Below are 17,499 nucleotides of genomic sequence, written 5' to 3' on the forward strand. Positions count from 1 at the left end.
TCGTGGTGACGGGATTCGGCGACTCGCGGCGCACGTTCGCCGACGATTGAAGCGGCTTGGGCGCGGCCGCGTCGTGCTCGCCGAAGCACATCGTCACCGTCGTGCCTTCGCCCCATGTGGAGTCGATCTTCAGGCTGCCGCGCAAGGAGCGCATGACGCGGTTGCAGAAAATCATCCCCATGCCGTGACCGCCGTCCTGCGCATGCGTGGTCACGGGGTCGCGCAGCAGACGCGCCTGGATCTCGGGCGGGATGCCCGTGCCGTTGTCGTGCACGCGGATCTCGGGTACTGCGCCGCCGACGATCTCAATGCGCAACGCCGGTGCTTCGGTCTTTGAGAGCGCGCGTAACGCGTTGGCCAGCAACGAGGACAACACCAGCACCACGCAGTTGGGCATCGTGTGGACAACGAAGTCCGACCGCGTCTCCACGCTGATCCAGTCGCGCTGCGATCCCGCAAACGGCCAGCTATCGAGCACTGCGGCGACGAGTTTGGCTGCGGTCGTATCGCGCCCGGCTTCCGGCGCGAGCGCCGAGCTGCTCGCGCTCTTGTTGAGCGTGTCCCAGAACGACGAGATCAGCGCCATGCAGTATTGCGCGTTATTCAGCATCAAGGTCGCCGCCTGGGCGATATTCTGCTGGACGTCAGCCTGAGCTGCGGGCGCGCCCAGATCGGCGACATTGTTCTGCACGTTGCCCGCAGACAGCGCAATGGTCGCGAGCGGCGTATTCAACTCGTGGGCGAGAAACGCCAGCGTCTCGTTCATCGCCAGCAGGCGCTGCTGATGAGCTTCGCGCTCGCCATGACGGGACAACGCCTCGCGCACCACGCCGCGAATCGCGCTCACGCGCAGCGGCTTTTCCAGCACGCGGAACACGTTTCCCGAATTCACCGTTTGCAGCAGCATGTCCTTGTCCGCATAGGCCGTCACGAGGATGCCGACAATGTGCGGATAACGCCGCGCGGCTTCGCCAAGCAGGCTCGCGCCGTCGTCGGTGGGCATGCGGAAGTCGGTGACCAGCACGGCAATCTGGGCGTGATAGCGCGCGAGGATCGACATCGCTTCGTCGGCGTTGCGTGCGAGAAGAACGGGCCACGTCCCGTCGATTGCCCGTTCGAAATGGACGCGCGACAACTCGTCGTCGTCGACGAAAAGTATGGAAGGCGGCGCAGCGGAAGGCTGGGTCATCGTGGTCCCGGTCGATGAGCGTGTGTCAGAGGCGCCTTGCCGCACCGGACTCGCCCAACCGCTTTTCAAGGGGTTTTATGCGTGACGAATCGGATGAGCGGCGAGGCCAGATATTGACTTGAATGATAGCCTGGCGCGCGCCTGGTGCCGCGACCTGACGCCATGTCACCCCGTTCAGGGGGCGGCATGGCTGCCCACGGATCCTGCGCGATTCATCCGTGATTAACGGCGCCCCAGATCGTCGCGCGGGGGCACGACGGGGTCGACGCCTTCCCAGTACGGCTCGCTGCCGTAGTACGCGTGGACGGTGCTGCCCCACTTGGCGTCAGCCATCGACGGCCACTGATCCTTGTCGAATCCCGGCGCGCTGCGCACGCGTTCCGCCGACACATTGAGCAGGAAGCACTTGCGGCTGGTGTCGAGCGTCAGGGCATTCCAGGGAATCGCCAGCAGCTTGTCGCCGATGCCGAGAAAACCGCCGCTCGACATCACGGCGTAGGCGATGCGGCCGCTTTGCACGTCCAGCATGATGTCCTTGATCTTGCCGATTTCTTCGCCATCCGAACTAAGGATCTTGTCGCTGTCGAGCGTGCTGGCGGCCATGACATCGGGGCCGGGGCCCGCCGCCGTGGATGCGCCTTTGCCGACGATGCGCGCGCCATTGCCGGTGGGCATGGGATTGGGAGTAAAGGTAGGCATGTCCATCTCCTTGCGTGAGGCACTCCGTTGAGTCCGGCCGGACCGCCGTGGCCCGGCCGCTGTGCCTGCTCTAGCGCAATGTGCGTGCCGCAAGGACTGGAGATGGAGGATTACGGAGAACGCTCAGCCGACCGGCGTTTCGCCTTCGCCCGACTGCTTGCCCGGACGGTCGGCGGGCGACTGCTTGCGGTTTTCGTCGTGACGCTCGGGCATCTTGCTGCGCTCGTCGTCGTTGTGTTGCGCGGGCTTGGGATGACGCAGCGCTTCTTCGTGCGCTTGGGTTTCGCTGCTTTTTTCTTCCTGCGCTTCGTGCTGTTCGCCTTGCGGCTTTTCCTGCGCTTTTTCCTGGGTTTGCTGCTCTGCGTTGGTGTTCATGGCGTTGCTCCCTCTGAAATCCGCCGGACCTACCCGGCCGATGCCATGGACCTCCGCAAAGACTGAGCCCGCCCTATGAAGCCGCTTTGGCTTTTGCGCTGGGCGCTGCGTTGGTGCCGACCGTGATGCCTGCGGCTGGGACCACATTCGTACTCGCGCTTGTGCCCGGATTTGTGCCTGCGCCTGTAGCCGGATTACTCGCCCCGCCCGCGCTCAGACGCCCGGCGTTCTGGAAGAACGCGCGCTCCGCGGCCTTGTTCATCACGAGGATGCTGATGCGCCGGTTCAGCGCGCTATCGGCGTCGCCTTTGTCGAGCGGCAGCACGTCGGCCAGCCCGCGTACCTGCAACAACCGGTCCTCGCGCAGATGGCCCGCCACCAGCGCGCGGCGCGCGGCGTTGGCGCGCTCGCTCGACAGCTCCCAGTTCGAGTAGCCCGCAAGACCGCCCGAATAGGGCACCGAATCCGTATGCCCGGCGATCGACACGCCGCTGTCCACATCGTTTAGCGCGCTGCCGATCTCGACGAGAATCGCGTAAGCGTAGTCCTCCAGCTTCGCGCTGCCGGTGGCGAACATCGGGCGCTTGAGCGAATCGACGACCTCGATGCGCAGGCCCTCGTCCGTGATGGTCACGCGGATCTGGTCCTTGAATGCGCTGAGCGCGGGCTTCTGCTCGATCAGCGCCGAAAGCCGCGCCTTCAGCTCGGCAAGGCGCGTCTTGTCGGCGTTCTCGCCCTGCGCGAGCGACACTGCGCGCGTGGCGGCCGGTTGCGCGTTCGCGCCGCCCACAGCGGGCAGCTTGTTCGACAGATCGTGGCCGCCGCCGTTGATGATGCTGGGACTCGGATTCGCCGAATTAGGCTTGCCGCCCAGCATGCTTGAAAGCGGCGTGTTGAAGTACTTCTCGATGCCGTCGCGGTCGTATTGCGACGTCGATCCCAGCAGCCACATGAGGAGGAAGAACGCCATCATCGCCGTCACGAAGTCGGCATAGGCGATCTTCCACGCGCCGCCGTGATGGCCTTCATGGCCCCCTTTTTTCACACGGCGCACGATGACCGGGGGCTTGCTGCTCTGGCTGTCCTGCGCGCCGCGCGGTCGTTCTGCCATGTTGTTCTCCTTAATGTTCTCCTGAATTTCGCGTTTCTTTTAAGCGGCCTTCGGGGTCTTGGTCGCGCGCACCGTTTCGTCCAGTTCCTTAAAGCTCGGGCGATCGGCCGTAAACAGCACCTTGCGGCCGAATTCCACCGCCACGGGCGGCGCATAGCCCGCCAGCGAGGCAAGCAGCACGGCCTTCACGCACTGGAACGGTTTAGAGGCGGCGCGGCCCTTGGCGTTGAGCAGATCGGCGAGCGGGCCGACAAAGCCATAGGCCAGCAGAATCCCGAGGAAGGTGCCCACCAGCGCCCCGGCAATCATCTCGCCGAGCACGGCGGGCGGCTGGCCGACCGACCCCATGGTGTGCACGACGCCCATCACGGCGGCCACGATGCCGAAAGCGGGCAGGCCATCGGCCATCTTCTGGATCGCGTTGGGCGCGACCGAGACTTCGGAATGATGCGTCTCCAGTTCCTCGTCCATCAGGTCCTGCATCTCGATGGGATTCACATTGCCGCTCGACATCATGCGCAGATAGTCGACGATGAAATCGAGCAGATGATGGTCGGCCAGCACGCGTTCGTACTTCTGGAACAGCGGGCTGCTCTCTGGCGCTTCGATATCGGCTTCGAGCGCCATCATGCCTTCCTTGCGTGCCTTCTGAAGCAGCTCATAAAGCAGTGCGATGAGTTCGAGATACTGCACCTTGGTATAGCCGCCGCCCTTGAAGCAGGTGGGCAGCGCCTTGAGCGTCTTGCCGAGCGTCGAGCGCGGATTGCTCACCACGAACGCGCCCAGTGCCGCGCCAAAAATACATAGCAGTTCGAACGGTTGCACGAGTGCGGGCAGATGGCCGCCCACGCCCACGAAACTCCCGATCACCGATCCGAGGACCACGATCCAGCCGATTGCGACGAACATGATTTTTCCCTGGTCTATTGAAGCAAACCGATACGCCGCGACCTAGGCGCGGCGAGTGCGATGGCGCGCCAGCAGGCGGCGCGTCGCGAAGTTGGTGGCCGCGCCCGCATGGCGCGCGCACAACACCCCGGCACGGCGCGCGCGCGGGGCTGCGCTGGCTGCGCGCGGGTGGCTGCCGGCGACTCGCGCGGCGCTGGCGAAAGCCGTGCGTAGAGTAATTTTTACTGCGTGTTCGGGTGATTTCATGATGCTTCTGTTAAGGAACCGTGGCCTGCTTTACGGCGGCGCGTCATATTGCTTAAGGCATTCGCAGGTTTTTTTTGCGGGGTTCGATCAGGCAGTTTTTGCATGTTAATTCGGTATGCGAAGTAATGATCGGTTGTGGAAGCAACGAGAAATGGCTTGTTATCAAGGCCCGGATAGGCGTTTCAAATTCGCGCCGCCTAATCCACAGCGACCAGCAAACGCACGTTCGTGCGCTAATTAAAACGTTTGCGTGTGCCCCGAGGGTTTTCCGTTAAGTGCGAAGCCTGGGGTCAAATTTTCCGGAAAGCTGCCGTAAACAAGAGCAAGGCGATCAGCACGACTTACAGCGCCTGATAACGAACTAAAGAGCGCACCGCACCGTGCGCCGAATACACCGACGCTGGACCATCGCATGATTACCGCACCGCTCCCTCTCGACGAGGACTTGCGCCTGCAGGCGCTCAAACGTCTGGACATTCTCGACTCCGAACCGGAGGAGGCGTTCGACCGCGTCGCCCGGCTCGCCGCACGGGCGTTCGGCGTGCCGATCGTACTGGTGTCGCTGGTCGACGAGGATCGGCAGTGGTTCAAGTCGCATCACGGACTCGCGGCCTGCGAGACTCCGCGCAGCATGTCGTTCTGCGCGCACGCCGTGCTCAGCAAACGCATGCTGGTGGTGGAGGACGCGCGCGACGACGAGCGCTTTCTCGACAACCCGCTCGTGCTGGGCGCGCCCTTTATCCGCTTCTACGCGGGCGCGCCGCTGCGTCTCGCGGACGGCCAGGTGATCGGCACGCTTTGTCTGATCGACACGCAGGCACGCGGTTTCGAATCGGGCGACGCCCAGACGCTCGCCGAATACGCACAACTGATCGAGCGTGAACTCGAGGTGCGCCGCCAGTTGATCCGCTCGCGCACGGCGCACGAACGCGACCGCCGCTCGCTGGCGATCAGCGAGGCGCGCTTCACGACCGTATTCAAGGAGACGCCGATCGGCAACGCGCTGGTGGCGCTCGACGGGCGTTTTCTCGAAGTCAACCCGACCTTCACCGAAATCACCGGCTACGACGAGGCGACGCTGCGCAAGCTGACCTTCGCCGAAGTCACGCACCCGGCCGATGTGGCCTCCGATTTCGCACTCGCGGCGGAACTGGTGGCCGGCAAGCAGGCCACCTACGCGACCGAAAAGCGCTACATGCGCCCCGACGGCACGGCGATCTGGGTCAATCTAGCTGTGACGCTGCTGCGCGACGCCACCGGCGTGCCGCTGCATTTCATCGCCGCCGTGCAGGACATCGACAGCCGCAAGAAAAGCGAAGAGGCGCTGCGCAACTATCACGTCGAACTGGAGGAGCGGGTGCGCGAGCGCACTGCCGAACTGCGCCGCAGCCGCGACGCCCTGCAGACCATCACGGACAATCTGCCCGTGCTGATCGCCGCGGTGGATCGCGATCTGCGTTACCAGTTCAACAACGAGACCTTCAAGCGCGTGCTCGCGAAGCCCTCGGCTGCGCTGCGCGGCGTGAGCATCCGAGACACCCTGCGCCCCGAACTGTTCGACGAGTTGCAGCCGTTTTTCATGCGCGCACTGGCAGGCGAGCGCGTGACCTGCGACGAAGTGCGCTATCGGGCGGATGAAGATCGCGTCTGGTGTACCACCTATATTCCCGCCGAGCGCGAAGGCAAGGTGACGGGCTTCTACGTGGTGTCGCACGACGTCACCGAACAGCGCCGCACCGAGCGCGAACTGCGCGAAAACGCGTTGATCGACCCGCTCACGGGATTGGCGAACCGGCGCGCGCTAGAAGAAGAACTGCGCACGACGCTGACCGAGGCGAGCGCTTTCGCGCTGTCCTTTATCGATCTCGACGGCTTCAAGGGCATCAACGACCGTTACGGCCACGATACCGGCGACGCGCTGCTACGCGAGGTGGCGCATCGGCTGGGCGCCACCGTGCGTGCGGGCGATTTCGTGAGCCGGCTGGGCGGCGACGAATTCGTGGTGGTGAGCCGCGGCGTGAGCGAGCCTGCCAGCGCCGAGCGCATCGCCCAGGCGCTGTGCCAGTCGCTCGCGCGGCCGCTGGCGGCGGGCGGCCAGGTGATCGAATGCAGCGCGAGCGTGGGCGTGGCGCTGCACGGCGCTCGGGAAACCGATCACGATGGCGATCAGGACGGCTGCGTGCAGCCCGACGAGCCGCTCAGTCTTGCCGATGCGGCCATGTACGAGGCCAAGCGGGCGGGCCGCAATACCTGGCGGCTGGCGCGGCAGTCGGCGCTGGCCGCGCAATAAGGACACGCGAAGGCATCGGAATGCGCCCGGACGCAAGGCCCGGGAACAGAATCTGCTGATACCGGCCGCAATGGTCTGGTAGCCGCTTTGCAGCGGCGGCCCGCGCGACAGATTGGCCGATTTACCCATCGCGCCCGTGCGGATTTCAGGCGCCGGCGTGCGCAAATCCGGCTGTAACGCGATAATGCCCTGATTCCGCGAGCGCATGCTCGACGACTACCGGGACCAGAGACACGCGTTGCGCGTTTTCCCGCGCGCACGCGGCCCGTTTTTACGTACGTTTGCACGTTTGCTTACCCGGACCCGACCCGTGACCGCACTTCGATCCGCAGCCGAATCCTCGTTCGTCGACGTCCTCGGCGCTCTGCGCCTTGCCACCGCGTCGCGCCACGAAAGCGCCGAGCGCGCCATGCCGCTCGCCGTCCCTTCGCCCACGCTGGGCGACTACCAGCAACATCTGCGGGTGCTGCACGCCTGGCTCGCACCGCTCGAAGCCTGGTTGCAGCGCTTCGCCGACGGCCCCCAGGACCCCGCCCTGCTGCCGCCGCGCGCGCGTCTTGCACTGATCGAGCGCGATCTCGCCCATCCGGCCCTGCGCGGTATGGCGGGCGCGCCCATGGACGGTGCGTCCGAAGCGCTCGCACCGCTCGAAGCGGGCGCGGCCTGGCGCTGGGGCGCCTGCTACGTCATCGAAGGCTCGCAACTGGGCGGCGCCGTGCTGCTGCGCCGCTATGCGGGCACCTTCGCGCCGCATCCGCTCGACTATCTGAGCGGCGACGGCAATGCTCCCGGCCCGCGCTGGCATGCCTTCGTCGCGGCCATGCGCCGCGCCGTGCATACGCCGCGCGACGTCGATCTCGCTTGCGCCGGTGCGCGCGCCGCGTTCGACCGTCTTATCGCGCTGTTGCCCGAAGCCGCGCCTGCCGGATCGAGCGCATCGCGTGCCGTGACGGCTTGAGCGCTTCGCTTTAGCGACATCATGTACGAGCCTTTGTCAGACCTGCCGGCTTCAGGAGCGGCTGCTTCGGGCGTTGCGGCGGCCGCCGCTGGGGTTGGCGAAATCTTCGAATCGTTGCCCGACGCGTGGCTGGTGCTCGACGCCGACATGCAGGTGGTGGCCGCGAATCGCGCCTATCTTGCGCTGGTGTCGAGCGAGCGCGAGGCGGTGCTCGGGCGCTCGGTCTACGAGATCAACCAGGCGGGGTCGGCGGCGCAACGCGAGGCGCGGCGCCAGTGGCTCGATTCGATGCTCGGCGACGGCGTGCCCGGCGAGAGCCGCCTTGGGCCGCCGATCCGCTACGACCTGGCCGACGGCGATGACGGCCCGCTCGTGCCGCGCTACTGGCAGGCGCGCGTCACGCTCATCGTCACTGCGCACGGCGAGCGCCTGTACGGCCTGTGCGTGCACGACATCACCCGGCGTATGGAGGAAGAAGCGCGCGAGCAGCGCGAGCGCGCCAAGCTGCGCTCGCAGGCGCGCCTGCGTCAGGTGCTGATGGAAGAGGCCAACGAACAGTTGCGTCTGCAACAGGAGCAGTTGCAGCACGCGCTGGCGTTTGCGAGCGTCGGCGCATGGGAGTTGCAGCCGCAGAGCGGCGTGTTCACCTGCAACGATCAGTTCAAGATGCTGCTGGGCCTGCCGGCTGCCGCGACCATCACGGAATCGCGCCTGTTCGGCGAGCTGATCGACGTCGAGTATCGCGAGCGCGTGCGCCACGCCTTCGACGCCGCGCGTTTTGCCGATGCGCCGGTGGAAGTGGACTTTCGCGTGACCTGGCCCAACCGCGAACGGCGCTGGGTGCTGCTGCGCGCGGCGCGTCCGCGCGGCAGCGATGCGCCAGGCGCAGAGCCGCACGGCAATGCTGGCGTTAAAGCCGGCGGCGCGACAGACGGCGCCGCGCCGCCGATCATCGGACTTGCGCTCGATATCTCCATGCGCAAGGAGTCGGAGCTGGAGCATCAGGCGGCCGCCGTGGCCGAGCGCGCCGCGCGCGAGCGCAGCGAGGAAGCCACGCGCGCGATGGATCACTTTGTCGCGGCAGTGAGCCACGAACTGCGCTCGCCGCTTGGCGCGATCCAGTCGTGGGCGACGCTGCTGCAGCGCTCTGGCGACCTCGCGCACATGGCGCGCGCGGGCACGGTGATCGAGCGCAACGCCCGCCAGCTCGCGCTGATGGTCGACGATCTGCTCGACAGCGGTGCGATCGCCACCGGCAAGCTCTCCATCGAGCTGGCGCCGGTGGATCTGGGCGCGCTGGCCGGCAATATCGCCGAGGATATGCGCATGCGCATCGAGGAAAAGGGCGTGCGCCTCGTGGCCGACGAACTGGACTCGTGCATTGTGATGGCCGACGAAAAGCGCTTGCGCCAGGTGATCTGGAATCTGATGACCAATGCGCTCAAGTTCAGTGAGGCGGGCGAGATCGTCGTGCGCGTGCGCGCGGCTGGCGCGACGGCGGGTTCGGCGGAACTGAGCGTGCGCGACTGCGGACGCGGTATCGCGCCGGACGTGCTGGAGCGCATCTTCGAGCGCTTCTATCAGGCAGACGGCCATGGCCGCGCACCGGGCCTGGGTCTGGGCTTGTGGCTCGCGCGCAGCATCGTGCGCCTGCACGGCGGCACCATCTGGGCCGAAAGCACGGGTGAAGGCCAGGGCGCGACGTTCCGCGTGAGTTTGCCGCGCTATCGCTAGCGCGTGCCGGCGTGGCTCGCTTGAGCGGGCGGTAGCGGGCGGTACAATCCGGCCTTTGTGCTCCACGCAGGTTGCCATGACCGATTCCCCGCAATCCACGCCGCTCGACGCGCTGATGCAGCAGGTGCTCGCGTTTCGCGAAGCGCGCGACTGGCAGCAGTTTCATACGCTGCGCAATCTGATTGTCTCGACCAGCATCGAGGCGGGCGAGTTGCTCGAAACGATCCAGTGGAAGGACGATGCGCAGATCGCCGCGATGCTCGCCGATCAGCAGGGCCGCGCGCATCTCGAACAGGAATGCGCCGATGTGTTCATCTATCTGCTGCTGGTGGCGCACACCGCGGGCTTCGATCTCGTGAAGGCGGCCGCCGACAAGGTGCGCGTGAACGAGACGCGCTATCCCGCCGACAAGGCGCGCGGCAACGCGAAGAAGCACAGCGAGCTTTGAGGCGCAGGGGCCGCTTTTCCGGCGTGGGCCGCTGGATTGCCGGCGCGGCCATCGTGGCGTTTGCGTGGCTCGCCGCGGCGCTGCTTTGCTGGCCGTTTTTGATCGCGTTGCAGCGCGTGGGCGCGTGGCTTTTCATTGCGCACCCACGCGGCACGTATCGCAGCCTCGATTTCATTGCGAATGCTTCGCTCGCCGATTTTCCGCGTAGCTGGCAGGGCGCGTTTTCGGTGCCGCTGATGGACGCGCCGCTCGGCTTCTTCATCCTGTTCTGGGCGCTGGCCTGCGCCGTGGTGCTCTCCAATGCGCTCGACGACTGGCGCCGCGTGCGCGGGCGCAAACGCAAACGGCCCCAACGCCAGATCCAGCGCTCACCGCGCGAGATCGCGTGGTGCGCCGTGCGGCAGGGGCTAGTGGTAACGGCAGTGTTCTGCGTGCTCTGCGCGCCTTTTCTGCGCCGCTACGAGATCGTCACGCACGATGCGCTTTATACGCGCGGGCTGTTCGACTGGCACGAACGGGCGTATGCGCTCGACACGCTCAGGCGCATTAGCGTCGATGCACAAGGACGCGGGCCGGTGCTCTGGCGTCTGGAATTCGCACCGGGAGAATCCTTCACGACGACGGCGCCCGATCGCACTGTTCTGGACGCGCTGCTCGCGCGCCCGCATGTCGAATCGAACGTGCGCGTGGACGGCGCGGGCCTCTTTCTGAAGCAATGAGCGGTTTTATCTGCGCGCTTTTATCGACTCGCTTTTATCGACTTCTTATCGACTATAAGGCGGCGGCTCGTTGAGCACGGCCCAGAACACACCCAGATCGTTGATGGCGTCCATGAAGTCGTCGAATTCAACGGGCTTCACCACATAGGCATTGACGCCCAGATCGTAGCTGCGCAGCAGATCCTTTTCTTCGCGCGACGACGTAAGCATGACGACGGGAATGCGCCTGAGCCGCTCGTCTTCGCGCACGACCTTGAGCACTTCATGCCCGTCGAGCTTCGGTAGCTTTTTGTCGAGCAGGATCACGGCGGGGTTTTCATCGGCGCGCTCGGCCCATTGACCTTCGCGGCGCAGATAGTCGAGCGCTTCCGCGCCGTCGCGCAGCGCCACTACCGGATTCGCGAGCCGGGCCTTTTCGAGCGCGATCAACGTCAGCTCGATATCGTTGGGATTGTCTTCCACCAGCAGGATGGGTCTCAACACGACAGTTTCCTTCTTCTACCGCGCTTAACGCGCGTAATGACCTGAATAACCTGAAGCTTGTTGCGCTCACTCCGGCTTGCGCACATTCCTGAACGGCTGCGTGTCGGGCGATACCGACGCGAGCCGCGCAACGGCTGCTGCTGCGGATTCGCCATTGAGCGCTGGCGGCGCGTCGACGGTGCGCGGAATCGCGAACGAAACCGTTGTGCCCACATCGAGTTTGCCGTCCGCCCAAGCGTGACCGCCATGACGCTCGACGATGCGCTTGACGCTCGCCAGTCCGATGCCCGTGCCTTCGAAGTCCTCGAAGCGATGCAGGCGCTGGAACACGCCGAACAGTTTGGCGACATAGCGTGCATCGAAGCCCACGCCGTTGTCCTTCACGAACACGATGTCGTGATCGGCCAGCGGCGTATCGCTCTCACCGGCGCGGCAGCCGATTTCAATTATCGCAGGATCGTCCGCGTTCGCATGGTCGCGCGTGAACTTGACGGCGTTGTCGATCAGATTGCGCAGCACCACATGCATGAGCACCGGGTCGACCGTGAGCGAATGCATCGGCTCGATGCGCCATTCGATCGCGCGTTGCGGATGATCGCGCCGCTGGTCCGCCACGAGTTCGCTCACCAGCCGGTTCATATCCACGCGCTGCTTGTGAAGCGCGGCGCGGCCCATCTGCGAGAACGCCAGCAGATCGTCCACGAGTTTGCCGCCGAAGCGCGCGGAATCGGCGATGCGCTCGACGAAATGCTTGCCGCGCGTAGTCAGATTCGCGCTTTCGCTTTGCGCGAGCAGATCGGCGAAACCCGCGATATGACGCAGCGGCGCGCGCAGATCGTGCGATACCGTATAGGAGAAGCCTTCGAGTTCTTCGTTGGCGCGGCCGAGTTCGAGCGCGAGCTGCGCGAGTTCTTCCGCGCGGCGTAACACGATGTCGAGCAGCGCGGCGCGAAACTCCAGCGCGATTTCCTGTTCGGCGGCCAGCCACGGCAGCGAGCGCTCGCGCACCACCTCGGTCCAGACGTCGAAGCTCGCGCGCGGCGACAGCGAACTGGCCTGCGCCGCCAGCTTCGCGCGCGGGTCGCCTGCCCACTTGAGCGCGCGCACGACCTCGGGGCGAAACCAGATCACGTAATTGCGAAAGAGCCGCGAGATCGACACCGCGAGCAAGCCCGCCGCGTCGTGATGGAAGGGCACGCCCGCTGCATCCGCGAACTGTTCGGCGGCGTGAATCTCGCTGCTCTGGCCGTCGAGCCAGGTGAGGATCTGTTCGATCTGCGCGGGCTCGGGCGTCGTGCCCACGGTAACGATGCGCCCGTCGAACACGATCGCCGCGCCCGCCGCGTTGGCGAGCCCCAGCAGATCGGGTGCTTCGTCACGTAGCGCGCTCACGAAGTGCTCGCTGTTCGCCATCGCCGCGAGCAAACGCGAAAGACGGCGGCGCAATTCGAGCCGGTATTCGGCCTGGCTGCGGTCCTCGCGCGCCTCGATCTGCAGCGAGAGCATCTGCGCGATGTGCTCGCAGGCCGCGCGGACTTCGAAGGCGGGCACGCGCGCGCTGGCGTGATGGCAGGAGATGAGCCCCCAGAGCCGGCCGCCCACCACGATCGACATCGACATCGACGACCAGGTGCCCATGTTCTTCATGTACTGCACATGCACCGGCGAGACGCTGCGCAGCGACGCCCAGGTGAGATCGGTCGCGCGGCCCGTGGCCGGATGCAGGGGCGGCACGAGCGGCACGCTCGCGTAATCGGCATCGGCGATCAGGCGGATGCGGTTGTGCACGTAGAGCGCGCGCGCCTGGGCGGGGATATCCGAAGCCGGAAAATGCTGGTCGAGATAGGAGGCATAGCCCGGATCGACGGCCTCGGCGATCACGTGGCCGTTGCCTTCGTCGTCGAAGCTGTAGACGAGCGTGCGGCCGAAGCCGGTGATGCGCTTGACTTCGCTGGCGGCCAGGCGTGCGAGATCGTCCACGCTCGCGCAGTCCTGCAGGGCGCGCAGGAACGTGCGCACGAGCGGATAGAGCGACGAGAACACATCGGCGGTGCCCAGCGCCGGTTCGAGTTCGACGATGGCGACGCCGTCGTAGCGATGCGCGACGATCGCCAGCGGCGGGTACGCGGGGGCGCCGATGGTGTCGTCGAGATTGGCGGCATCGGTCACGTTTGGGCCGCCGCCCGCATTATCGGCGCCGCGCGGATCGGCGATGGCGCCGACCAGTCGCGGCGTGCCGTCCGTGCCAGGTTCCGCGAGCGCGGCAAGCGTGGCCTGCGCCGCGTGTGCGCCGATGAGCCGCGCCAGCGGTTCGCCGAGCAGCGCCTGAGCCGTCGTGCCCGCGAGCATGCCCGCGTTGGCGCTCAGTTGCACGATGCGGCCAGCGTCGTCGAGGCTGAGCAGATACCCGTGCGGCTGGATGCTGCCGGGGACGTGGATCGGCTCGCTGGCGCAGTCCGCCTGTGAGGCGTGTGCGCGGGGCGGCGCCAGTTGGGTCATGAATACTCCGTGATGGGGGGCGCGCCAGTGTTAAACGCGAATTCTGGGTGTCGGAGCAATTTGCGTGCCGCGCTTCGAGGTTGGCGCGTGAGATGTAGCGTGATTCTGCATCGGCGCTATCACGTCATCAAGCACGCCTTCAACCCGTGAGATTCTCCTCCAGACGCTCGAACACGCGCTGCGTCGCGCCGCGCGCGTGCAGCGCGAACAGCAGCAGCGAGCGCCCCGTGGCCTGATAGACGTCGCCCGCTTCGAACTCCGGCAGTTCGTCGCGCACCGGCATGTTCGTGTCGATCAGACAGCTCCATTGATCGTTGCCTGGCACCGAGGGCAGCGTGAAGTCCACCACGTCGTGATACGCGTTGAGCACGATCAGCAAGGTCGCGTCGGAGGCCAGGCGCATGATGCCGCTGGTCTGCGAGCGCCCGTCGATAAGCATGCCGAAACATCGCATCTGCGCATCGCCCCATTGCTCGCCTTCGAGCGGCACGCCCGCGGGCGAAAACCATTCGACATCGGTGACATCGAGCGTCGCGTTGTGCTCGCCCGTGAGAAAGCGGTTGCGGCGCAGCACCGGCAGCGCGTGGCGCAGCGCCGTAAGCTTGCGCACGAAGTCGGCAAGCGCATGGCCGTCTGCGTCGATACCGTCCCAGTCCACCCAGCTGATCTCGTTGTCCTGGCAGTACGCGTTGTTGTTGCCGCGCTGCGTGCGGCCGAACTCATCACCCGCGAGCAGCATCGGCGTGCCTTGCGCGAGCAGCAGCGTGGCGAGAAAGTTGCGCTTCTGGCGCTCGCGCAGGGCGCGGATTTCGGCGTCGTCGGTCGGGCCTTCGGCGCCGCAGTTCCAGGAGAGATTGTCCGAGTGACCGTCACGGTTCTCTTCGCCATTGGCCTCGTTGTGGCGCTCGTTGTACGAGACGAGGTCGTGCAGCGTGAAGCCGTCGTGCGCCGTCACGAAGTTCACGCTCGACCACGGGCGGCGCCCGCGCCGGTTGAACTGGTCGCCCGAAGCGGCCAGGCGCGTGGCGAGATCGGCTGCCTTGGCTTCGTCGCCTTTCCACCAGCCGCGCACGGTGTCGCGAAAGCGGTCGTTCCATTCGGCCCAGCCCGGCGGGAAGCCGCCCACCTGATAGCCGCCCGGGCCGCAGTCCCACGGCTCGGCAATCAGCTTCACGCTGGCGAGAATCGGGTCCTGGCGGCAACTGTCGAGAAAGCCACCGCCTTCGTCGAAGCCATACGGCTCGCGCCCGAGGATCGTGGCCAGATCGAAGCGGAAGCCGTCAACGCCCATTTCCAGCACCCAGTAGCGCAGGCTGTCCGTCACCATCTGCAGCACGCGCGGATGCGAGAGATTGAGCGTATTGCCGGTGCCCGTGTCGTTGATGTGATAGCGCGGGTTATCGGCGACGAGCCGGTAGTAAGAGGCGTTGTCGATGCCGCGAAACGACAGCGTCGGGCCCAGTTCGCTGCCTTCGGCGGTGTGGTTGTAGACCACGTCGAGGATCACTTCGAGGCCCGCCTGATGCAGCCGGTCCACCATGTTCTTGAACTCGTCGATCGAGCCGTGCTCGCCGACCGAATAGCGCGGATCGGGCGCGAAGAAGCCGATGGTGTTGTAGCCCCAGTAGTTCGTCAGGCCGCGTTCGAGCAGATGCGAGTCGTTGACGAAGGTGTGGATGGGCATCAACTCGACCGAGGTCACGCCCAATCCCCGTATGTAGTCGAGCACCTTCGAATTCGCCATGCCCGCAAAGGTGCCGCGTTCCTCTTCGGGCACGTCGGGATGGCGGATGGTGTAGCCGCGCACGTGGGTTTCATAGACGATCGCGCGTTCGCGCGCCACGCGCTCGCGCAAGGGATGGTGCCAGCTGAAGGTCTGGTCGACCACGCGGCAGCGCGGCACGTAGCGCGCGCTGTCGCGGGTATCGAAGGAGAGGTCGGCGTCGGGGCTATCGAGCGTGTAGCCGAATACCGCCGGGTGCCACTTGAGCGTGCCCACGTGCGCCTTCGCGTAGGGGTCGAGCAGCAGCTTGTTGGGATTGAAGCGATGGCCGGCGTCCGGCTCATAGGGGCCGTGCACGCGGTAGCCGTAGATCGCGCCCGGTTCGAGATCGGGCAGGAAGACGTGGAAGATTTCGTCGGTATATTCGGGCAGTTCGATGCGCTCGAGTTCGCGCAGGCCGGTCTTGTCGAACAGGCACAACTCGACTTTCTTCGCGTTTGCCGAGAACAGCGCGAAATTCACGCCGCGCCCGGTCCAGGTGGCGCCATGCGGAAACGGCTGGCCTTCGGCGATGCGGGTGGCGGTCTTTTTGCTCATGGGGTCTCGCAGTGGCTGGATCGTGGGGCGCGCGGCGCGTTCATGCGGCCGGGCTTCATGCACTGCGCCGCAAGTCGGCGAGCGCGCGGCGTTGGCGCTGCGCCGTTCGCGCGCGGCGCGCCTGGGGCGCCGCGTTCGCATGGCGCGGTGCGCGAGTGGGCGTTGCGTTTTGCAGGCCGGTGAGCGCACGGTACAGATCGTGATAGCGCGCGGCGGGCGCGTCCCAGCTCGAGTCGCGCAGCATCGCGTTGCGCTGGAGCGCACGCCAGCCGGTGGGTTGCGCGAAGGCGCCAAAGGCGCGGCCCAACGCGTGGAAGAGGTCGCTCGCGCGCTCGCCGTCGAACAGGAAGCCCGTGGCATGACCCACCGACTGCCCCTGCGCGAACGGCGCGCAATCGACGATCGTATCGGCGAGACCACCCACGCGCGAGGCCACAGGAATCGTGCCGTAGCGCATGGCGTAAAGCTGCGTGAGACCGCAAGGCTCGAAACGGCTGGCGTGCAGCAGGATATCGGCGCCCGCGTGCAGGCGATGCGCGCGTGCCTCGTCATAGCCGATATGCACGCCCAGCCTCCCCGGCCACGCGGCGGCGAGCGCGCGCAGGGATTGCTCGATGGCGGCGTCGCCCTGACCGAGCACGGCGAACTGCACGCGCGGCCAGCGCGCGAGTGCGGCGGGCAGCGCTTCGCAAACGACATCGGCGAGCTTTTGCGTGCTCAAGCGGCTGCCGATCGCCACCAGCGGCGCAAATGGATCGATATGCAGTCCGTAACTTTGTTGCAGTGCCTTCTTACAGGCATGTTTGCCCGCGAGATCGTCGGGACCGTAGGGCTGCGCGATCACGGTGTCGTTGCGCGGGTCCCAGAGGACATCGTCGATACCGTTGACGATGCCCGAGAGCTTGTGGGCGTGCGCGGCCAGCACGCCGTCCATGCGGTTGCCGAACTGCGGCGTGAGGATCTCGCGCGCATAGCGCTCGCTTACGGCGTTGAGGCCGTCGGCATGAACGATGGCCGCTTTCATGAAACTCAGCGTGTCGTAGAACTCGATGCTGCGCGGCTCGCGCGGCGCGGGCGCCAGCAACTCGGACGGAATGCCCGCATAGGGCGCGAGGCCCAGCGGATAGTTGCCCTGGAACGCCAGATTGTGGATCGTAAACACGCTGCGCGCCGAAGCGCCCGCGAGTTTCATCAGAAGCGGCGTGAGGCCCGCGTGCCAGTCGTGCGCGTGCACGATGCGCGGACGCTTGACGCCGCGCACGCCGATGGCGATGCGCGCAGCCGCCGCCGAGAGCGAGGCAAAGCGCGCGAAGTTGTCGATATAGTCACGCCCGCATTCGTCCTGATAGAGACCGCTGCCGCGCCCGGCGAACAGATGATCCATCTGCAGCAGCAGGACCGGGACGTCGGAGTCGGGCATCGCGGCCCGCCACAGCCGCGCGTCGCCGCCGGGCAGATCGCGGATATAGCCCAGCGGCGTGGGCGCGATCACGCGCTCGAACGCACATTCGTAACCTGG

14 protein-coding genes are annotated in these 17,499 nt (G+C 66.0%); 5 read left to right on the forward strand and 9 right to left on the reverse strand.

Features of this window, described 5'->3' with window-relative positions:
* From VG320_RS22960 to motA, 5 genes are all read right to left on the reverse strand, one after another.
* On the reverse strand, nt 1-1,189 hold a 1,189-nt coding region (locus VG320_RS22960), incomplete at its 3' end, for a hybrid sensor histidine kinase/response regulator (protein WP_327202364.1).
* Between the two features lie 222 nt (nt 1,190-1,411).
* The gene (locus tag VG320_RS22965) at nt 1,412-1,888 is read right to left on the reverse strand and encodes a PRC-barrel domain-containing protein (RefSeq protein WP_327202365.1); all 477 of its coding nucleotides are present in this window, start codon (nt 1,886-1,888) and stop codon (nt 1,412-1,414) included.
* Nucleotides 1,889-2,011: 123 nt separating this feature from the next.
* Nucleotides 2,012-2,263, reverse strand: coding sequence for a hypothetical protein (locus tag VG320_RS22970; RefSeq protein WP_327202377.1), 252 nt, complete (start codon nt 2,261-2,263; stop codon nt 2,012-2,014).
* A gap of 73 nt (nt 2,264-2,336) precedes the next feature.
* On the reverse strand, nt 2,337-3,374 hold the full coding sequence (gene motB / locus VG320_RS22975) for a flagellar motor protein MotB (RefSeq protein ID WP_327202366.1): 1,038 nt from the start codon (nt 3,372-3,374) through the stop codon (nt 2,337-2,339).
* A 39-nt stretch (nt 3,375-3,413) separates the two neighbouring features.
* Nucleotides 3,414-4,283, reverse strand: a complete 870-nt coding sequence (gene motA / locus VG320_RS22980) for a flagellar motor stator protein MotA (protein ID WP_327202367.1) — start codon at nt 4,281-4,283, stop codon at nt 3,414-3,416.
* Between the two features lie 658 nt (nt 4,284-4,941).
* On the opposite strand from motA, the gene VG320_RS22985 reads away from it, so the two are divergent.
* The 5 genes from VG320_RS22985 to VG320_RS23005 all read left to right on the forward strand — a co-directional run bounded on the left by VG320_RS22985 (nt 4,942) and on the right by VG320_RS23005 (nt 10,678).
* Entirely contained in the window at nt 4,942-6,819 is a 1,878-nt protein-coding gene (locus tag VG320_RS22985) for a sensor domain-containing diguanylate cyclase (RefSeq protein WP_327202368.1), read from the forward strand.
* Nucleotides 6,820-7,129: 310 nt separating this feature from the next.
* Nucleotides 7,130-7,777 (forward strand): biliverdin-producing heme oxygenase, encoded by a 648-nt coding sequence (locus VG320_RS22990; protein ID WP_327202369.1) that lies wholly within the window; start codon nt 7,130-7,132, stop codon nt 7,775-7,777.
* A 21-nt stretch (nt 7,778-7,798) separates the two neighbouring features.
* Complete coding sequence (locus VG320_RS22995; protein ID WP_327202370.1) at nt 7,799-9,511, forward strand: sensor histidine kinase; 1,713 nt, start codon at nt 7,799-7,801, stop codon at nt 9,509-9,511.
* 76 nt (nt 9,512-9,587) lie between these two features.
* The gene (locus VG320_RS23000; protein ID WP_327202371.1) at nt 9,588-9,959 is read left to right on the forward strand and encodes a nucleotide pyrophosphohydrolase; all 372 of its coding nucleotides are present in this window, start codon (nt 9,588-9,590) and stop codon (nt 9,957-9,959) included.
* Nucleotides 9,956-10,678, forward strand: a complete 723-nt coding sequence (locus tag VG320_RS23005) for a hypothetical protein (RefSeq protein WP_327202372.1) — start codon at nt 9,956-9,958, stop codon at nt 10,676-10,678. Before VG320_RS23000 ends, VG320_RS23005 begins: the two co-directional genes overlap by 4 nt.
* 45 nt (nt 10,679-10,723) lie before the next feature.
* On the opposite strand, the gene VG320_RS23010 is transcribed toward VG320_RS23005, so the two are convergent.
* From VG320_RS23010 to glgA, 4 genes are all read right to left on the reverse strand, one after another.
* Nucleotides 10,724-11,161 (reverse strand): response regulator, encoded by a 438-nt coding sequence (locus VG320_RS23010; RefSeq protein WP_327202373.1) that lies wholly within the window; start codon nt 11,159-11,161, stop codon nt 10,724-10,726.
* A 66-nt stretch (nt 11,162-11,227) separates the two neighbouring features.
* Nucleotides 11,228-13,660 carry an ATP-binding protein gene (locus VG320_RS23015; protein WP_327202374.1) on the reverse strand — a complete coding sequence of 811 codons (2,433 nt, stop codon included), beginning with the start codon at nt 13,658-13,660 and terminating at the stop codon, nt 11,228-11,230.
* Between the two features lie 139 nt (nt 13,661-13,799).
* Entirely contained in the window at nt 13,800-15,980 is a 2,181-nt protein-coding gene (gene glgX / locus VG320_RS23020; protein WP_327202375.1) for a glycogen debranching protein GlgX, read from the reverse strand.
* A 55-nt stretch (nt 15,981-16,035) separates the two neighbouring features.
* The coding region (gene glgA / locus VG320_RS23025) for a glycogen synthase GlgA (RefSeq protein ID WP_327202376.1) at nt 16,036-17,499 on the reverse strand (1,464 nt) is incomplete at its 5' end.

Origin of the sequence: Paraburkholderia sp. (assembly GCF_035948235.1) — a bacterium.
Classification (GTDB): domain Bacteria; phylum Pseudomonadota; class Gammaproteobacteria; order Burkholderiales; family Burkholderiaceae; genus Paraburkholderia.

What these genes read in the sequence shown, in the direction of transcription:
- VG320_RS23015 (WP_327202374.1), bottom strand. Translation starts at nt 13,660, where the DNA reads ATGACCCAACTGGCGCCGCCCCGCGCACACGCCTCACAGGCGGACTGC.
- VG320_RS22965 (WP_327202365.1), bottom strand. Translation starts at nt 1,888, where the DNA reads ATGCCTACCTTTACTCCCAATCCCATGCCCACCGGCAATGGCGCGCGC.
- glgX (WP_327202375.1), bottom strand. Translation starts at nt 15,980, where the DNA reads ATGAGCAAAAAGACCGCCACCCGCATCGCCGAAGGCCAGCCGTTTCCG.
- VG320_RS22995 (WP_327202370.1), top strand. Translation starts at nt 7,799, where the DNA reads ATGTACGAGCCTTTGTCAGACCTGCCGGCTTCAGGAGCGGCTGCTTCG.
- motA (WP_327202367.1), bottom strand. Translation starts at nt 4,283, where the DNA reads ATGTTCGTCGCAATCGGCTGGATCGTGGTCCTCGGATCGGTGATCGGG.
- motB (WP_327202366.1), bottom strand. Translation starts at nt 3,374, where the DNA reads ATGGCAGAACGACCGCGCGGCGCGCAGGACAGCCAGAGCAGCAAGCCC.
- VG320_RS23000 (WP_327202371.1), top strand. Translation starts at nt 9,588, where the DNA reads ATGACCGATTCCCCGCAATCCACGCCGCTCGACGCGCTGATGCAGCAG.
- VG320_RS22970 (WP_327202377.1), bottom strand. Translation starts at nt 2,263, where the DNA reads ATGAACACCAACGCAGAGCAGCAAACCCAGGAAAAAGCGCAGGAAAAG.
- VG320_RS22985 (WP_327202368.1), top strand. Translation starts at nt 4,942, where the DNA reads ATGATTACCGCACCGCTCCCTCTCGACGAGGACTTGCGCCTGCAGGCG.